23 protein-coding genes and 1 tRNA gene are annotated in these 15,084 nt (G+C 44.3%); 6 read left to right on the plus strand and 18 right to left on the minus strand.

All coding sequences use genetic code 11. From position 1 onward, the window contains the following. The first annotated feature begins 250 nt into the window (after positions 1 to 250). Both rpmI and rplT read left to right on the plus strand, forming a co-directional pair. On the plus strand, positions 251 to 448 hold the full coding sequence (rpmI, locus tag ABQ275_RS09145; RefSeq protein ID WP_349317985.1) for a 50S ribosomal protein L35: 198 nt from the start codon (positions 251 to 253) through the stop codon (positions 446 to 448). A 50-nt stretch (positions 449 to 498) separates the two neighbouring features. Further along, positions 499 to 843 carry a 50S ribosomal protein L20 gene (gene rplT, locus ABQ275_RS09150; protein WP_349317986.1) on the plus strand — a complete coding sequence of 115 codons (345 nt, stop codon included), beginning with the start codon at positions 499 to 501 and terminating at the stop codon, positions 841 to 843. A 3-nt stretch (positions 844 to 846) separates the two neighbouring features. Here the strand turns inward: rplT and ispE are convergent, their stop codons facing one another. The 4 genes from ispE to ABQ275_RS09170 form a co-directional block, all read right to left on the minus strand. After that, positions 847 to 1,656 (minus strand): 4-(cytidine 5'-diphospho)-2-C-methyl-D-erythritol kinase, encoded by an 810-nt coding sequence (gene ispE / locus ABQ275_RS09155; protein ID WP_349317987.1) that lies wholly within the window; start codon positions 1,654 to 1,656, stop codon positions 847 to 849. A gap of 75 nt (positions 1,657 to 1,731) precedes the next feature. Further along, positions 1,732 to 2,331 (minus strand): bifunctional nuclease domain-containing protein, encoded by a 600-nt coding sequence (locus ABQ275_RS09160; protein WP_349317988.1) that lies wholly within the window; start codon positions 2,329 to 2,331, stop codon positions 1,732 to 1,734. Between the two features lie 219 nt (positions 2,332 to 2,550). Continuing rightward, on the minus strand, positions 2,551 to 3,522 hold the full coding sequence (locus tag ABQ275_RS09165) for an electron transfer flavoprotein subunit alpha/FixB family protein (protein ID WP_349317989.1): 972 nt from the start codon (positions 3,520 to 3,522) through the stop codon (positions 2,551 to 2,553). Positions 3,523 to 3,561: 39 nt separating this feature from the next. Then, positions 3,562 to 4,302 (minus strand): electron transfer flavoprotein subunit beta/FixA family protein, encoded by a 741-nt coding sequence (locus tag ABQ275_RS09170; RefSeq protein ID WP_349317990.1) that lies wholly within the window; start codon positions 4,300 to 4,302, stop codon positions 3,562 to 3,564. Between the two features lie 158 nt (positions 4,303 to 4,460). Between ABQ275_RS09170 and ABQ275_RS09175 the strand changes: the two genes are divergently transcribed. Both ABQ275_RS09175 and tilS read left to right on the plus strand, forming a co-directional pair. After that, positions 4,461 to 4,772, plus strand: a complete 312-nt coding sequence (locus ABQ275_RS09175; RefSeq protein WP_349317991.1) for a tetratricopeptide repeat protein — start codon at positions 4,461 to 4,463, stop codon at positions 4,770 to 4,772. Between the two features lie 18 nt (positions 4,773 to 4,790). Beyond that, on the plus strand, positions 4,791 to 6,128 hold the full coding sequence (gene tilS / locus ABQ275_RS09180) for a tRNA lysidine(34) synthetase TilS (RefSeq protein WP_349317992.1): 1,338 nt from the start codon (positions 4,791 to 4,793) through the stop codon (positions 6,126 to 6,128). A gap of 115 nt (positions 6,129 to 6,243) precedes the next feature. On the opposite strand, the gene ABQ275_RS09185 is transcribed toward tilS, so the two are convergent. Both ABQ275_RS09185 and ABQ275_RS09190 read right to left on the minus strand, forming a co-directional pair. Continuing rightward, a complete protein-coding gene (locus ABQ275_RS09185; protein WP_349317993.1) occupies positions 6,244 to 6,861 on the minus strand; it encodes a rhomboid family intramembrane serine protease in 618 nt (205 codons plus the stop codon). A 29-nt stretch (positions 6,862 to 6,890) separates the two neighbouring features. Then, complete coding sequence (locus ABQ275_RS09190) at positions 6,891 to 7,364, minus strand: 23S rRNA (pseudouridine(1915)-N(3))-methyltransferase RlmH (RefSeq protein ID WP_349317994.1); 474 nt, start codon at positions 7,362 to 7,364, stop codon at positions 6,891 to 6,893. Between the two features lie 122 nt (positions 7,365 to 7,486). Here ABQ275_RS09190 and ABQ275_RS09195 point away from each other — a divergent pair. Together ABQ275_RS09195 and ABQ275_RS09200 are read left to right on the plus strand one after the other, a co-directional pair. Continuing rightward, positions 7,487 to 7,560: transfer RNA gene (locus ABQ275_RS09195), tRNA-Arg, on the plus strand. Between the two features lie 162 nt (positions 7,561 to 7,722). After that, positions 7,723 to 8,901: a tyrosine-type recombinase/integrase gene (locus tag ABQ275_RS09200; RefSeq protein WP_349317995.1), complete on the plus strand. Its 1,179-nt coding sequence runs from the start codon at positions 7,723 to 7,725 to the stop codon at positions 8,899 to 8,901. 221 nt (positions 8,902 to 9,122) lie between these two features. On the opposite strand, the gene ABQ275_RS09205 is transcribed toward ABQ275_RS09200, so the two are convergent. The 12 genes from ABQ275_RS09205 to ABQ275_RS09260 all read right to left on the minus strand — a co-directional run bounded on the left by ABQ275_RS09205 (position 9,123) and on the right by ABQ275_RS09260 (position 15,048). Continuing rightward, entirely contained in the window at positions 9,123 to 9,407 is a 285-nt protein-coding gene (locus ABQ275_RS09205; protein WP_349317996.1) for a hypothetical protein, read from the minus strand. 36 nt (positions 9,408 to 9,443) lie between these two features. Then, on the minus strand, positions 9,444 to 9,710 hold the full coding sequence (locus ABQ275_RS09210; RefSeq protein ID WP_349317997.1) for a hypothetical protein: 267 nt from the start codon (positions 9,708 to 9,710) through the stop codon (positions 9,444 to 9,446). 339 nt (positions 9,711 to 10,049) lie between these two features. Beyond that, the gene (locus tag ABQ275_RS09215; protein ID WP_349317998.1) at positions 10,050 to 10,301 is read right to left on the minus strand and encodes a hypothetical protein; all 252 of its coding nucleotides are present in this window, start codon (positions 10,299 to 10,301) and stop codon (positions 10,050 to 10,052) included. Continuing rightward, positions 10,294 to 10,680, minus strand: coding sequence for a hypothetical protein (locus tag ABQ275_RS09220; RefSeq protein WP_349317999.1), 387 nt, complete (start codon positions 10,678 to 10,680; stop codon positions 10,294 to 10,296). Before ABQ275_RS09220 ends, ABQ275_RS09215 begins: the two co-directional genes overlap by 8 nt. Before the next feature lie 42 nt (positions 10,681 to 10,722). After that, positions 10,723 to 10,908 (minus strand): hypothetical protein, encoded by a 186-nt coding sequence (locus tag ABQ275_RS09225; protein ID WP_349318000.1) that lies wholly within the window; start codon positions 10,906 to 10,908, stop codon positions 10,723 to 10,725. A 28-nt stretch (positions 10,909 to 10,936) separates the two neighbouring features. Further along, on the minus strand, positions 10,937 to 11,611 hold the full coding sequence (locus tag ABQ275_RS09230; protein WP_349318001.1) for a DNA methyltransferase: 675 nt from the start codon (positions 11,609 to 11,611) through the stop codon (positions 10,937 to 10,939). After that, positions 11,589 to 11,966 (minus strand): hypothetical protein, encoded by a 378-nt coding sequence (locus tag ABQ275_RS09235; protein WP_349318002.1) that lies wholly within the window; start codon positions 11,964 to 11,966, stop codon positions 11,589 to 11,591. Before ABQ275_RS09235 ends, ABQ275_RS09230 begins: the two co-directional genes overlap by 23 nt. Then, positions 11,963 to 12,316, minus strand: a complete 354-nt coding sequence (locus tag ABQ275_RS09240) for a RusA family crossover junction endodeoxyribonuclease (protein ID WP_349318003.1) — start codon at positions 12,314 to 12,316, stop codon at positions 11,963 to 11,965. Before ABQ275_RS09240 ends, ABQ275_RS09235 begins: the two co-directional genes overlap by 4 nt. Positions 12,317 to 12,504: 188 nt before the next feature. Then, positions 12,505 to 12,873, minus strand: a complete 369-nt coding sequence (locus tag ABQ275_RS09245; RefSeq protein WP_349318004.1) for a helix-turn-helix transcriptional regulator — start codon at positions 12,871 to 12,873, stop codon at positions 12,505 to 12,507. Then, on the minus strand, positions 12,866 to 13,621 hold the full coding sequence (locus tag ABQ275_RS09250; protein WP_349318005.1) for a hypothetical protein: 756 nt from the start codon (positions 13,619 to 13,621) through the stop codon (positions 12,866 to 12,868). The genes ABQ275_RS09245 and ABQ275_RS09250 overlap by 8 nt, the downstream gene beginning before the upstream one ends. Further along, a complete protein-coding gene (locus ABQ275_RS09255) occupies positions 13,581 to 14,471 on the minus strand; it encodes a hypothetical protein (protein ID WP_349318006.1) in 891 nt (296 codons plus the stop codon). The genes ABQ275_RS09250 and ABQ275_RS09255 overlap by 41 nt, the downstream gene beginning before the upstream one ends. A gap of 397 nt (positions 14,472 to 14,868) precedes the next feature. After that, positions 14,869 to 15,048 carry a hypothetical protein gene (locus ABQ275_RS09260; RefSeq protein WP_349318007.1) on the minus strand — a complete coding sequence of 60 codons (180 nt, stop codon included), beginning with the start codon at positions 15,046 to 15,048 and terminating at the stop codon, positions 14,869 to 14,871. Positions 15,049 to 15,084 lie beyond the last annotated feature (36 nt).

Here is a 15,084-nt window from a genome sequence, read left to right on the forward strand (position 1 = left end):
ATATGTGACTATTTTAAAATTAAAATTAATGATAATATAGGAATATAAAAATAGTGCTAATACTATTAATATGATATATGAGCTAGATAGGTAAAGCGGAGGCAGGCGGAAAATTGATAGTCAATCCATTAATGAAGGAGAAAAACATATTAAAAAGTTATCCACATCGGGGATAGCGGCCGATTTATTTGTAGAACGGTATGCATTATTAAAATAATTCCCTACCTTTGCTGACCAAATTTGATGTAAGATGCCCAAAGTAAAGACACATTCCCGTGCCAAGAAAACGTTCAAGATTGGTGGGAACGGACAGATTAAGCGGTTTATGGCCTTCAAAAGCCACTTACTGACTAAAAAATCTACGAAAAGAAAACGTAGCCTGAGAGGTAGTACGCTGGTTCACGAAGCAAATCTTAACCTGGTTAAGAGAATGCTCGGTCTCCGCTAGTATCTGTCAAAAAGAATCGAATTTTATAACCTGAGAAAAAAACAAGCAAAATGCCTCGTTCAGTTAACGCCGTAGCTTCAAGAGCCCGGAGAAAAAGGATCTTAAAGCAAGCCAAAGGCTTCTACGGTAAAAGAAAAAATGTTTACACAGTAGCGAAGAACGTTCTTGAAAAAGGACTTACTTATAGCTATGTTGGTCGTAAATTAAAGAAAAGAAACTACCGTCAGCTGTGGATCGCCCGTATCAACGCTGCTGTTAGAGCAGAAGGGTTGACCTACTCTGTGTTCATGAATAAATTAGCTGGTAAAAATATCGACCTGAACAGAAAAGTTCTGGCTGATCTGGCTATGAATGAACCAGAAACTTTCAAAAGCCTGGTAGCTTCTGTAAAGTAAAAATCACTTCATTACAAATACCCGGTAGCTGGCATCCCACAAGATGTCAGCTATTTTGTTTTTAGGGAAGATCCCCACCATCGTTGACCCGCTGCCGCTCATACCGGCATATATAGCCCCGGAGGCATACATCGTTGCCTTGATATCCGCCAACACCGGATGAACCTGGAACACCGGTACTTCAAAATCATTCCCGATCACTTCTTTCCAATCGCTTACCGGCAACCGGATCATTTCCCCGAGTGCATGCGCTGGTAACTGCGGCGTTACCTGTTTGAATGCCCAGCCTGTATTCACATGAATACCCGGATAAACCAGTAAAAAGGAATAGCCGGAGAGATCCAGCGTCACCGGTTCCAGTACTTCACCCCGGCCACTGGCAAAGCACGGCTGGTTGATAATAAAGAATGGACAGTCACTACCCAGCTTTGCTGCATAATCCATTAGCTGCGCAGTTGTTAGCTCCAGCCGGAATTTTGTATTCAGTAACTGCAGCATGAAAGCTGCATCTGCTGAACCGCCGCCCAACCCTGCGCCCATAGGGATATGCTTGTGCAGATGAATGTTCACTGCAGGCAACAAAGGAAAATCTTGCTGTAATAAGTGAAATGCCCGGAGGCAAAGATTGTCGGCCGGGTCACCCGGAACGGCGATTCCGCTGCTGCTGAATTGCAGCGTACCGGGGGAGAGCACTTCCAGTGCATCGTTGAGTGGTAATGGGTAGAATATAGTTTCCAGGTCGTGAAAACCGTCTGCGCGTCTGCCGGTGATATGCAGACCGAGGTTTATTTTGCAGTTGGGAAAAACGATCATGTAGGATACATTATACAGCAAACTGGGAGCAGCAGACCATTCTCTACCAGCTACGGTTCCCTGCGAGAATAATGATTATTTACTTTTGCGGCTGTTGATCTCATCGCGGATAGCGATAGCCCGGATGTAATCTTCCTGTTCCAGCACTTCCTGTAGTAAGGTGGTCAGCTCGTCCACGTTCATCGCTTTCAGGTCATCCTCTGCACCTCTGTCGTGTTCTGAAATAGTGGGGGTAACGGGCTTGTTGCTTTTCTTACCGGCAGGATCATCCAGTAAAATGCCTGCACTGTTGAGGATATTTTCGAATGTGTAAATAGGGCATCCAAAGCGTACTGCCAATGCCAGTGCATCTGAGGTACGGGAGTCTATTTCAATCGTTTCATCGTTGCTGGAACAGACAAGCTTCGAATAAAAAATGCCCTCCTGGAGATTGCTGATCACCACTTCATGTAATTCAATATTGAATGCGTTCATAAAGTTTTTCATCAGATCATGCGTAAGAGGGCGGCTGGGTTGCATCTTTTCAAGCGCCACTGCGATCGCCTGCGCTTCAAAGCCGCCAATCACAATCGGCAAACGGCGTAAACCATTAACCTCTCCCAATACCACGGCATATGAATGAGTCTGCGTAATGCTGTGCGATAAAGCAACTATTTCCAGTTCTATTTTTCTCATATCTGTCTTGCGTTGTCGCTGAATATTTTGTAAGACCGTGAAGTTAGAAAAATATTCCTTATCTAAAAAAAATCTATCATGATTAATGACTAATATATTGATGGATTACAGATTATGAATGATGGAGTTGTGGGGAGATATTCCCAAAGATCGATCCGTAAAATCTCCTCATAACTCCATCATTCATAATATATAATCCATCCTTTACACCATCTGGTACTATTTACTTTTATACGCCTTCACCGCCTCTGTGAGCTTGGGAACCACTTCAAAAGCGTCGCCTACAATACCGTAATCGGCTGCTTTGAAGAAGGGTGCTTCCGGATCTTTATTGATCACCACAATCACCTTACTGCCGTTTACACCGGCCAGGTGCTGGATAGCGCCGGAAATGCCAATGGCTATGTAGAGGTTAGGTCTTACGGTAAGACCGGTCTGACCCACATGCTCATGATGCGGACGCCAGCCTGCGTCTGCCACCGGACGGGAGCTTGCAGTAGCTGCGCCCAGTGCTTTGGCCAGGTCTTCCAGGATTCCCCAGTTCTCCGGACCTTTCAGTCCACGGCCGCCACTCACAATGATTTCTGCTTCTGTTAACGGGATATCGCCACTCACCGTTTCTACTTTCACTACTTTCACTTTGAAGTCAGCATCGTTGATCGTTGCTGCGAAAGCTTCTACAGTAGCTGTTCCTGACCCCGCTGCCACCGGGAATGTATTGGGTATGATCGCGATCACTTTTTTATCGGCTGTAATATTGATGTTGGCAAATGCCTTACCGGAAAATACATTCTTCTTCACTACAAAACCATTGCTGGTGTCAGGGTAGGAGATAGCACCCGCTACCAATCCTGCTTTGAGCCTGGCTGCTACACGTGATGCAATTGCTTTACCATCAAAATTATGTGGGAAGATGATCACTTTTGCGCCTTCTTTTTCGGCAGCTTCGGCAATGATTTTGGTGAATACGGTGCTTTCCACTTCATGTAAACGGGCATCTGCTACATGCAAAACCTTAGCGGCGCCGTAATTACCCAATGCTGCGAGTTCCGCGTTGTCTGCAGGTCCCAGCACGATGGCGGTGGCCGTTGTACCCAGTTGCTCCGCTACTTTGGCGCCATATTGTACGGCTTCAAATGCAGCTTTCTTAATTTTTCCCTGTGCCTGATCGGCAAATATTAATATAGACATGAATAAGTTGATTAATAATGAAGAAATAAGTACTGCGGCTTAGATCACTTTCGCTTCTTCGTGCAGTAACTTCACCAGTTCAGCTACATTATCCGGGCTGATCAACTTCACACCGGCTTTTGCGGGCGGTAATTCAAAGTTCACCACACTGGTAAGCGTATCTGCTGCTACCGGTTCTGTTACGGTCAGCGGTTTCGTTCTGGCCGCCATAATTCCGCGCATATTCGGGATCCGCGCTTCCGCCATCCCTTTCTGACAGGAAACAACCACCGGGAGTGATACCTCACATATTTCCTCTCCACCTTCAATCTCGCGGTTGATGGTCGCTGTAGTACCGTTCAGGTCAAATTTAGCGGCTATAGACACATAGGGGAGGTCCAGCAGCTCTGCTACCATACCGCCGATGCCGGAACCATTATAATCGATGGTTTCCTTTCCGGTGAAAATAATGTCATATTGTTTTTCCCTGGCATGTGCCGCTATCTGTGAAGCAATATAAAAACTATCGGGGTTTTCGGCATTTACACGAAAAGCCTCATCACCGCCCAATGCCAGCGCCTTACGTATGATCGGGTCACAATCTGCTCCGCCAACAGTAATCAGGTGCAAATCTGCACCCACCGTTTCTTTCAGCTCCAGCGCCCTTACCAAGGCATACCATTCATCATAAGGATTAATAATAAACTGGACACCAACCTCATTGAATTTCGTGTTATTGTCCGTGAAAGCTATTTTTGCAGTCGTGTCCGGAGTTTTACTGATACAAACTAAAATCTTCATGGCCTTAAACTGTTTTGTTTAAAAATGCGGTAATAGCAAATATATTTAATTAAAGTAAGCCAACCGTGGGCTGTCTTATGATTTTAGTCAGTAAAAAGCATCTATATAACTGTTATCTGTAATTTATTACGGCACCTGGTAAAAAACACAAAATCCACATGGATAGAATTGCGCAAATCAGACAGTTCCTGGAAAGCAGCCCAAACGACAGCTTTCTGAAGCATGCATTGGCACTGGAATATATAAAACTGAACGACGATCAAACGGCAAGACAACTGTTTGAAGAATTGCTGGCCTTTGAGCCGGGCTATGTTGGTTCCTACTATCACCTGGGTAAGCTGCTTGAGCGCGCCGGCGACAAAGAAGCGGCCATCAGCACCTATGAAAAAGGGATGGAAATGGCAAAGGCTGGCAATGAAAGACATGCTTATAATGAACTGCAATCTGCATACGAAGACCTGGTATATTAATCAATTAAGAAACAAAGGATGCCGCAACATTTACTGACAAATTTTAAAGAATATATCACCCGCCAACAACTGTTTGATCCGTCGCAACGGATATTGCTGGCAGTGAGCGGGGGCGTGGATTCCATCGTGATGGCGCACCTGTTTAAACAGGCTGGTTTTTCAGCAGGTATTGCTCACTGTAATTTTCAACTGAGAGAGGAAGAGTCGGTGAGAGATGAACACTTTGTACAGCAACAGGCTGTTGCGCTGGATTTACCTTTGCATACCATCAGATTTGATACCCATGCCTACACCGCAGATAACCATGTAAGTATCCAGGTAGCTGCGCGGGAGCTGCGTTACAAGTGGCTGGAACAGATCCGTGAAAAGGAGGGTTATGCTTTCATCGCTACCGCGCATCATATGCAGGACAGCGTGGAAACAGCACTGATGAACTTCTGTAAAGGCACCGGTATCGCAGGGTTGCACGGGATTATGCCTAAACAGGAACGCATCATCAGGCCGTTGTTATTTACAGAAAAGGACAGGTTGATAGCTTATGCAGCTTTACACGAAATAGCATATGTGGAAGACAGTTCGAATATAACGGACAAGTATACACGTAATTTCTTCCGTCACCGTATTATTCCGCTGATGCAGGAAGTTTTTCCTGCGGCGGTGAAAAATATGGATGGCAGCATCGCCCGCATGAAGGAAGCGGAAATCCTTTACCAGCAGGCGATGGCAAAGCACCGGGCCAGGCTGTTGTTTCAAAAAGACAATACCTGGATGGTGCCTGTACTGAAATTGCAAAAGAGTGTTCCGCTGCAAACCATTGCCTGGGAGCTGTTCCGGGAGTTTGGTTGTTCTACTGCACAAGCGCAGCAAGTGTTGGCTCTGCTTGACAGTGAATCCGGCAGATACGTGGAAACGTCCACCCACCGCATCATCCGCAACCGTAACTGGTTGCTTGTTACGCCGCTATCTATTCCGGATGCGCCGTTACTGGTGATTGAAGCCCCACAGCAGCACGTAGCGTTTGCCGGTGGTCAGCTGCACCTGCGGCGGCAGGAGAGAGGCAGTACAGCGATTCCTGTTGCTGCAACAACCGCCTGGCTGGACGCTGCCAAGGTGACCTTCCCGCTTATCCTGAGAAAATGGAAACAAGGTGATTATTTTTATCCGTTGGGTATGCCCAAAAAGAAAAAGCTCAGTCGCTTTCTGATCGATCAGAAATTATCATTACCACAAAAGGAAAATGTATGGGTACTGGAGTCTGCCAAAAGAATTGTATGGGTAGTAGGCAGGAGAGTTGACGACCGGTTTAAGATCACACCGGGAACAAAGGATATGCTTTGTTTGGAGACAACAGTGTAGGAATTTACGAATTTTTTGATTTTGGAATTTAGGGATTTGAAATGCAGCGGAGATAACCATATATACCCGCTGCATTTCAAATCCCTAAATTCCAAAATCAAAAAATTCGTAAATTTTATTTATTTAATAGCATCTCCAAAAACCTGGTGCCCAGTTCAGGATGAAATACAAGCGGGAAGATGATGCCAAATAAAGCACCCCACAGATGCGCATCATGATTCACATTGCCACCACCTTTCTTCGACATATAAGCAGAGATCGCAAGGAATAACACACCATATACCACTGCCGGAATTTTAATGGCAAAAAACAGGTAAATAGAAGCCCAGGGATTTACCAGGATGGCGGTAAATACAATCGCAGAAATAGCTCCGGAAGCGCCTAAGGATGCATATTGCTGATTATTTCTGTGTTTGATATAAGAGGGAATATCCGAGATAATAATACCCAGGATATAGTAGAGCACATAAACGACCTTGTTGCCAAATAACTGTTCAAATACTCCTTCGATAAAACTTCCGAAAAAGAATAAGGTCAGCATATTAAACAGCAGATGCTGATAGTCTGCGTGTACAAAGCCTGAGGTGATAAACCGGTAGTATTGTTTGTAATTATTTACCATGTATGGCCGCATCATTAACTTTTCCAGCTGCTCATAATTGTTCAGCGAGGTATAGGATATGAGGCAGGTAATGATGATAATGATAATACTAATGCTAATATTAAGTGCCATAAGCTCGGATTGTTAGACTATAAATGTAACTATTGATGATGATATTTCTCGCGGTTTAATACAGTATAGGCGCGGTACAACTGTTCTGTGAAAATAAGTCTTACCAGCTGATGTGGGAAGGTAAGCGGAGAAAGGGATAGCTGCATCTGCGCCCGTTGCAGCAAAGACGGATCTATACCGAAGGCGCCACCGATCAGGATGATCAGCTGCCTGGTACCGGCATTGGTGCGTTGTTGCAGAAAATCTGAAAACTGGATAGTTGTCATCATCTTTCCTTTTTCATCCAGTGCCAGCAAATAATCTGTGGGCTGTAGCAGGTCCATGATTATTTTGGCTTCCTGTTTTTTGAGTTCAGGAACGGATAGACTGGCAGCCTGTTTTACAGTAGGGATGAGTTTTACATCAAAATCCACGTAATGTTGCAACCTTTTTTGAAATACAGCGATGCCTTCCCTGATGTAGGGATCATGTTCTTTTCCTATGCTCCAGAGTTGAATTTTCACGCGTAATAATGATTAAACAATTCTTGTAAAAGTAAGTGTAAACCAGGAGATTATGGGGATTTATTACAAAGAATTTGACATTTTCGGAAAATCTCATACCTTTGCCATCCTATCATTATAATGGCTCCGTAGCTCAATTGAATAGAGCATCTGACTACGGATCAGAAGGTTTCTGGTTTGAATCCAGACGGGGTCACAAATCATTTTAATTAAAGCCGCTACTATAGCGGCTTTTGCTTTGTGGTGGCTATTCTTAATAGCTACGTAAGCACGATTTAACCCAAGCTGCACCTATCAATCACGCCACATATATTTACAACGCATTTACAATGCGTATTTACAATGTAAATTTCTAATTATGGCTACAGTAAAGGTTATTCTAAAGACTCATCGCAAAAAAGACGATGGTACATTCCCCCTGTGTATTAGAATTAGCAATGAAGGTAAGAGCAGATATAAATATATCGGCTTCTCGGTTAAAACTGAACAATTTAAAGAGGGGATATCCGACTGGATAAGGAGGCATCCGGATGCACTTTATATAAATTCAATCGCCGAGGATGAACGATCTAAAATAATGGAGAAGATTACTAGGCTAAGATTGGATAATAGACCATTTGATTTTGACTTCCTGCTTTCGGATGTGCCGGCCAATGGTCACACATTTTCGGAAATACTCGACAAGATAGCCAATCGGTATAGCGCAGACAGTGCGCTGACCCTTTACTCCAGGATGTTATCATTAAAAGAGCAGCTAAGGGAATCATTTAATGGGGATGTAATTCTGAATAGCATAACCATAGAGGACGTGAGAAAAATAGATTCATTTTTCCGAAACGAAAAGAAAAATACACCCAATACCGTAGCTAGGAAAATACGTCATCTCCGATCCGCTTTCCGGGAAGCACAACGAATGTGGCCAGAGATTGGGCATAACCCCTTTGAAATGTTTAGGGCGAAAACCACACCAGTTGGTCGTATCAAACTTTTGCCAGAACAAATAACCCTAATGGAAGAATTAAAGTTGGTTGGAGTAATGGATTTATACCGAGATGCTTTCTTGTTTTCTTATTATGCCCAGGGAATGAGATTTGGGAGTGTTGTTCAGCTTCAGCGCGATCAGATTGAAAATAATATATTGAAATACAGAATGACAAAAGGTCTGCACTTTCGCGAGTTGGAGATTCACCCTAAATTACAGCGTATTATTGATAAATACAAAACCGGTACGGGGCCATATTTGTTCCCCGTACTGAAAGAATTGTGTAAAACAAAAGTACAGATCCATTATGCCACAAACGAGGCAAATACCGTGGCAAATACCTGCTTGAAACGGATCGCCATCCTTATCGGGATTACAGATAAGTTAACGTTTCACGTAGCCAAGCACTCATTCGCGCAGATGATTAAAAGAGCAAAGGTAGACCCTTGGGTTATAAAAGACAGTCTTGGCCATACTAACTTCTCCACCACCGAGGCATATTTAAATAGCCTCGATGATGACGAAATTAATAAAGCCGTAACCGGACTTTATTAAGCAGTCTTGCGGCGGGTTATCTTTTTTGAGTTTAGATATTCTTGGATGTCATCCTCGGTAATCCGCCATTCTCTGCCTACTTTTTTGGCCGCCATTTCACGGGTTCGTATCAGTTTTGTAACTGTATCCTCGTCTATAAGCAGGTATTCCGCGACCCGCTTTACATTATAAATTACTGGTAGTGCCATTTCTCTTCACGTTTTCTCCCTCACGGGGGTTATTTAAGATAAATAAAGTACCTCATTAAACTGCTTCCTGATCTGTTTTATATCCCGGATTGCATTCTCCTCGTGATTCAGAAGGTGCACCAGCTGGTGTATTATGCCATGGTCACTTAAAACCTGGTGGTCGTATTCCTTCAGGTAGCAGATAATGCAAGCTAAGTGAAGTGCTTCCGGTAGACGAGTAATGAAAGGACCATTGGCAATAGAGCAAAGCTCTTCATGCTGCTGTTTTAGTTGCTGGTATGACAGGCTGTATTTTGTTTCTTCGATTAGGTAATCCATTCTTCAGTTATTTACCGGATGCCGGAGCCGGTGTGGTTAATCTCTTACTTTTTCGTAGTTCAATTCAAAATAATCAGGTTTTACGGGCCAAAAGTGCCATCCTAATAATTCAGTATACCCCTTTACAAGATAATCGCCAGTTACAGCTATTTGAGTTCCCTTGCCGCTTTCAGGAGTTACAAGTACGACCGACCCATCAAGCCCCCTTCTACCGCCAATCCACTCCATAATTTCGGCTTGGTTGCGCTCTGTTAACTGGCGAGCCTCCAATGGTTTTACCTCTCTTTTTATATAATACGGCATTTCATTCCCCGGTATCGCTTATCGGGTGGCGTTTAATCTGTACAAATAATTAACTGATTAAGGTTAAACCAATAGTAATCTCCGAGTTCACTATCGGCTACGCAATAATGCCAGGTATTATTGCGCCAAAATGGTTGTTCGTCCTTGTGTTTCGGATCGATAAACCGAAAAAACATCTTACACATATGCTCGTTTTGAAAAAACAATAGCCGCTCGTAATCGTATGGAGACGGAAACATATCATAAGCCCTTGCCATAGGATGAAGGTGTGCGGTTTTGTGAATCAGGTCAGGTAGTATATGCAATGGCCGAATCATAATTCATCTTTCCCGGTAGCGTTTATTTTGCTGTTAATTGTCTTTTATAGGCCATTGTTTCTATGCTCGTAGCCTCTGCCAACGAATGATAATGCCCGAACTCATACCACCTCCTGCCTATCTTTTCCATCAAAAAATATTTTGCAGACGGATGGCGCTTTTCAAAATACATCACGCGCATTACAGTTCTTTTCTTCCCCCAGCTCTGCCAGCCGATTGCTATAATCCGAGGATCACCTGTGGGGGAGCCGGAGAATGTTATTGCCTTACTCATCTTTATCGGCCTCCTTCGCCGGTTGATTTAATTTGGTTACCAATGTTTCCAGCCGAGAAACTACAGGAGGAGTTGTGCCAGTAGGGAATCGTTTATCCAAGTATTCAAGCTGAGTGACCGCCTCTTCGATGCCATCCTGCGCTTGCTGCAACTGATCCTGCTGTTGGGAGATCGTGGTAAGGAGAGAGGCGCATTTGTCGGTGAGGGTTTTAAGCTCGGTGTCTTTTTCCGCTACTTTCCGCCCGGCGTATCTTTTCATTGCTGCAAAAATCATCCACTTCAGGTCAATGTTTATTGATGGATATTTCAGCAATACCTCTTCCCGCAGGATCTCTTCGCAGACAATGTTTTGTATTTCTTCCGGTGTTATTTTGTTCATAATTATACGTTGCCCGTTCCTGGGCCGGTTGATAGTTTAGTGTTATAGCCACTCGAATGCGCTGGCGGCAATCTCCCCAATCGTGCAGAGGTCTATGTTTTCATCATTGTTTTCCTCCCATTCGCCATCTTCGTTTTCTCTGCCATAACAGACAGCTATCTTCTCCTCCAACTCATCCCACTTTTGGGCTTTTCGTTTCTGTGTTTCAATTTCTTCTTCTGTATACATTTTCTATTTATTTGCGGCTGACGCCTGATTAAAAAAGTTTGAGTTGTGCTTCAAATTGCCTTACCCTCTCAGTGCCCGCTTTCCAGTAGTCATGATCAAGTTCATATGCGATGTAATCAAACCCCATGTCTATACAAGCTATCGCTGAGCTACAGCTGCCTGCATGAGTGTCGAGGATCTTATCTCCCGCATTGGCATAATGGGCGAGCAGCCATTTATATAGCGCAACGGGCTTTTGCGTGGGGTGTATGCGCTTCTCATTTTTTGAAACATCACCGCCGAACGACCCTTGATGCATGCCATTCCACATATACTTGAAAATTCGAACCGCCGACCTAAATGAAGTATAGGCGATTTCGGCGTCTGCAAAGGAACTTTTCCCATTATCCTTATCCCAGATAATCCAACAAGGGGAGGATGAATCAAATACACCGGCAAAATGATTGGCGCCCCAGATAATTTGATTCTTAGACACTCTGCGCAACTCTTGGAAGTATTCTGGACCCGGTACATTCCACTCTTTGCATCCCTTGTAATACTTCGCCCGTTTTACACCGAGATTACTGTATCCTTTGCCATAGTATCCAGACAAGTTTGGCCCCTGGAAATACGGAGGGTCTACAATAGCCAGTTGAAAGAACTTATCCGGGTACTGTCGCATACCCTCTATGCAATCCTGGTTATATATTTTGTTCAGTTCCATTACTCGATCTTTTATTTAAGCGTGATAGTTTAAGCCCTCTTTCCACCGCCCATGCGTGATTCTCCTCCACAAAAAGGTTGCATTTGTTACAGGCGGCCATCCAATATTTTTCATCCATGAGTAATTCTGTAGTGCCTTTTCCTTTTAGGTGATGAATCCCATCAGCGGATTTTGAACAACCAGGAGCATTGATCTCACACGGCTTATCCTTCCACACTGGCCGGGATCTCGCGTAATACTCCCGGTTGATCTTTGCTCGCTTATCGCTGTATTGTTTTATCTTTCGGACTTTATTCTCTTTCGGTGGGCGATCCTCGTTCTTTAATCGGAGGCGGTATTCCAGATAGCCACTCATACGGCAACGATTTCAAATTCAATCCTGGGATCTCCTTCAGTTTTGAACTTACGAATGTGCAGTCCGACAGCCTTGTTGTCATTTTTGAAAGCCTTGACGCGTTGCAGGCAGTCCAAAACCACTTTCAATGAATTGTCTAAATCTGCTCTTTGATTCGGATAGAAAACATCCATGTGAAATTCAAAATACCCTTCAATCATTTTGCCCCGGTACTGGTTGCACTGGATGTAGAAATCATTCTCATACTTTCTCAATGCGGGCGATTTTGCCAGGGAGGACACCCCCTTGATCTTCACTATTATGTAGCAGTTGCTCTTGCTCGGTACCGTTCCATATATCACTTGTTTCATCTTCGTCTATTTCTGGTATTATGGTTATGTAATGGTCTTTAGCTGTTAGATTGTAATTCAATGACCAACGCCGAACTATTTTCTTCGCATGTTCCGGGTCACGGTAATCCTCTTTTCTGGTGTGACCGTGGTTGTAATGCAGTATCATTTTCCCCGGCATAGTTAAATGAATAGCATTCTTTCTTCTCTTAATTTTTTTGCTCTCTCTCTTGAAGCAGCATTTGCGCATTTTCTACAATAGCATTTGCGGCCTCCAGGATGGCTTGGGTCTTTGATGAACTCTGTGAGTTCTTTTGTTTCGTTGCATTTTGTGCATTTTCTTTCCATACTACACTCAGGTTTTTGGTTATGAGAATTTCTAATTGGATATTGAATGTTTTCGAGACTATTAGTAGCGTTTCGATGGAAGGAGTGCAGCGGCCTTCTTTGTAAGAACCTAGCGCGGATCTGCTCACCTTTAGTAACTTTGCAAACTTCCCCTGGCTAAGATTCTGCGACTTTCGCAAAAGCTGAATATTGCACCGGACTGTCTCTTTTGTCGTTCCTGTTTTATTCATTGATTATAGCGTTTTGGGCTTCAATCTTCACGGTTTGTTGCTTACTGGCATTTATCACGGCTGACCACAGATCTTCGTTTTGGCGCCAGTCGTCCCCGTCTTGTGTAAGCAATTCCAGCTTCTCCCTTGCTACTGGATTTCGCTCACTAGATGCGCGGAGAGCGACCGACATTTCAAACGCAAGCGCCTGCCTGCAATCTTCCAAAATCTGTTTTCGCGCTTCCCCCGATACGGTGAGTTGGTTTGTCCGTTTCAGCCAATCGTATATGGGAGTAATTATGTACGATTGGTTTAGTGCGCCATTTCGGGCCGATTCCTTGATCTTCTCCCATTCGGCGGACCAATCCACTGGCCCGGATGACAATGCGGGTAATTCGGGCTGTTTACTTCGTTTTTGTTCTTCCAGGCTGGAAAGGTGTTGCCGTATGCCGATATACTCACATATCGCATCGTCGATCAACGCGAGGTTTAAACCTTTGCCCCAATCTTTAATCTTCGTGCCGTAAGTCCGTAGGGCGTATTCAAACTCATCTATGTTCAGGTCCTGGTAGTCATCAACAAGTTTCTTCTTCAGTTGGTCATCCAGGATTGTAACATACTCGCTACTCTCTGGTATCTGCCAGCCGGTAATCACACTGATTTTCATCACCAACCCTTTGCAGGTAGCAGAAAGGATTTCCGGTGAAAATGAACCTATTCGGGGGGATTTATATTTCATTCCCAAAACCCGCTGTTCCTCCGGAAGCATAGTGCTCAAGTTCGTTCCTAAGTTGGCCTGCAACGATGTTGAAACCGCCGTTTCTACTGTTAATCCCGTTACCACCTCCGCCACTACTGCGCTTATTTCTCTGCTCATTTTCGTGATAATTTGTAATGAAATTGTTCGCCAAACTGGCCCATCTGACTATTCTGCTGCCTCTGTCAACCCACCCCACACCGTCCCATTTGTTCCAGAACTTCTCCGCCATCTCCTCGTTTCCGCCAGCCCCACGGAAGAATCGTATCACATCTTCCAGCGGTGGGCCCGAGGAGGGGGGCGGCGCAACCGGGGGAGATAGATTTTCCGCGCCGGGTGTATAGTCTTCCGATTTTTCGGTTTGTAACGGATTTGGAATTTCTTGGGCGGGCGTATTCCCCCTCCCTTCCACCTCCACCTCCACCTCCACCTCCATTTCCTGCGACGTGTTCACGGTGTGTTCACGGTGTGGCCACGGTGTGTTCACGGCGTGGTCGATCAAATCCTTATCTAGTATAGGTTTCACGAATTTTGGATCTACTGAGTACCGAGCGTAACGCTGATCGATCTTTTGATGGCCATTGAAAGTGCGGATAACGTAATAGCCTTCTCCTTTGTACTGGAAGGGTATCAACATCCGGGCTTGAACCAGGGCATCTAACCAATTTTGTAACACTCCTACTCTTAAATCGTCATCATACGGGAATACTCTACTTTTGATATATACAGGATTTGATTTGATGACACCCTGATCATCCGCGAAATTGAACATACCCAGGAACAGGAGGCGGGGTTCTCTTTTTAACTTTCCAATCTTTTCGTCTTCCCAAAACTCCGGCTTTACTGTTCGTATTTTCGCCATTTCACAATAGGTTTATAGGATGTTCCTCTGAATAACCGGCCTTTCCCCAACCGGTTGATAGCTGATAATAATGTTCATTAACCTTATACGGCCCTTTCTTACACTCATTCAACCTATTCACCCAACCATCCTTTGCTAGGGTTGTCAATGCTCGCCTGATAGAAGTGATCGGTACGTATTCCGAAAGAAGGTGTTCGCTTTTCAGTTTTCGTTCCAGGTCCGATGCTGTGAATTTGCCGGTAGGGTGTTTATTAAAGAACTTCCGGATAATGTCTTCCTGCGAGCCTGCCGTTAATATTCTTTCTTGTAGCTCGCAGGGTGTCAAGTGTGTTGTTTGGAAATATGTCATACCCTCTATTTTTATTCGTTAAATCAATTTCACTGGGTAGAATGGATGTTATTGTAGCTGCCGATGCCTGGCCGTGAATACACGCTGTTTGAAACGAGTGGATGCTGTTACTTTAAATCTCCGGTCGAAAGCATCCGCCTCGAAGTCATGCGGTTTTCCAGGAGATATCGAATCTTCTACCGCGTAGAATCTTCTACCGTAAGCCAGGTGTTCGCCAACTATTTTCAAGGTGCGAGTGACCTTGTTTTCTGTGATGGAGAATGT

It is taken from the genome of Chitinophaga sp. MM2321, from assembly GCF_964033635.1.
In the GTDB taxonomy this organism is placed as follows: domain Bacteria; phylum Bacteroidota; class Bacteroidia; order Chitinophagales; family Chitinophagaceae; genus Chitinophaga.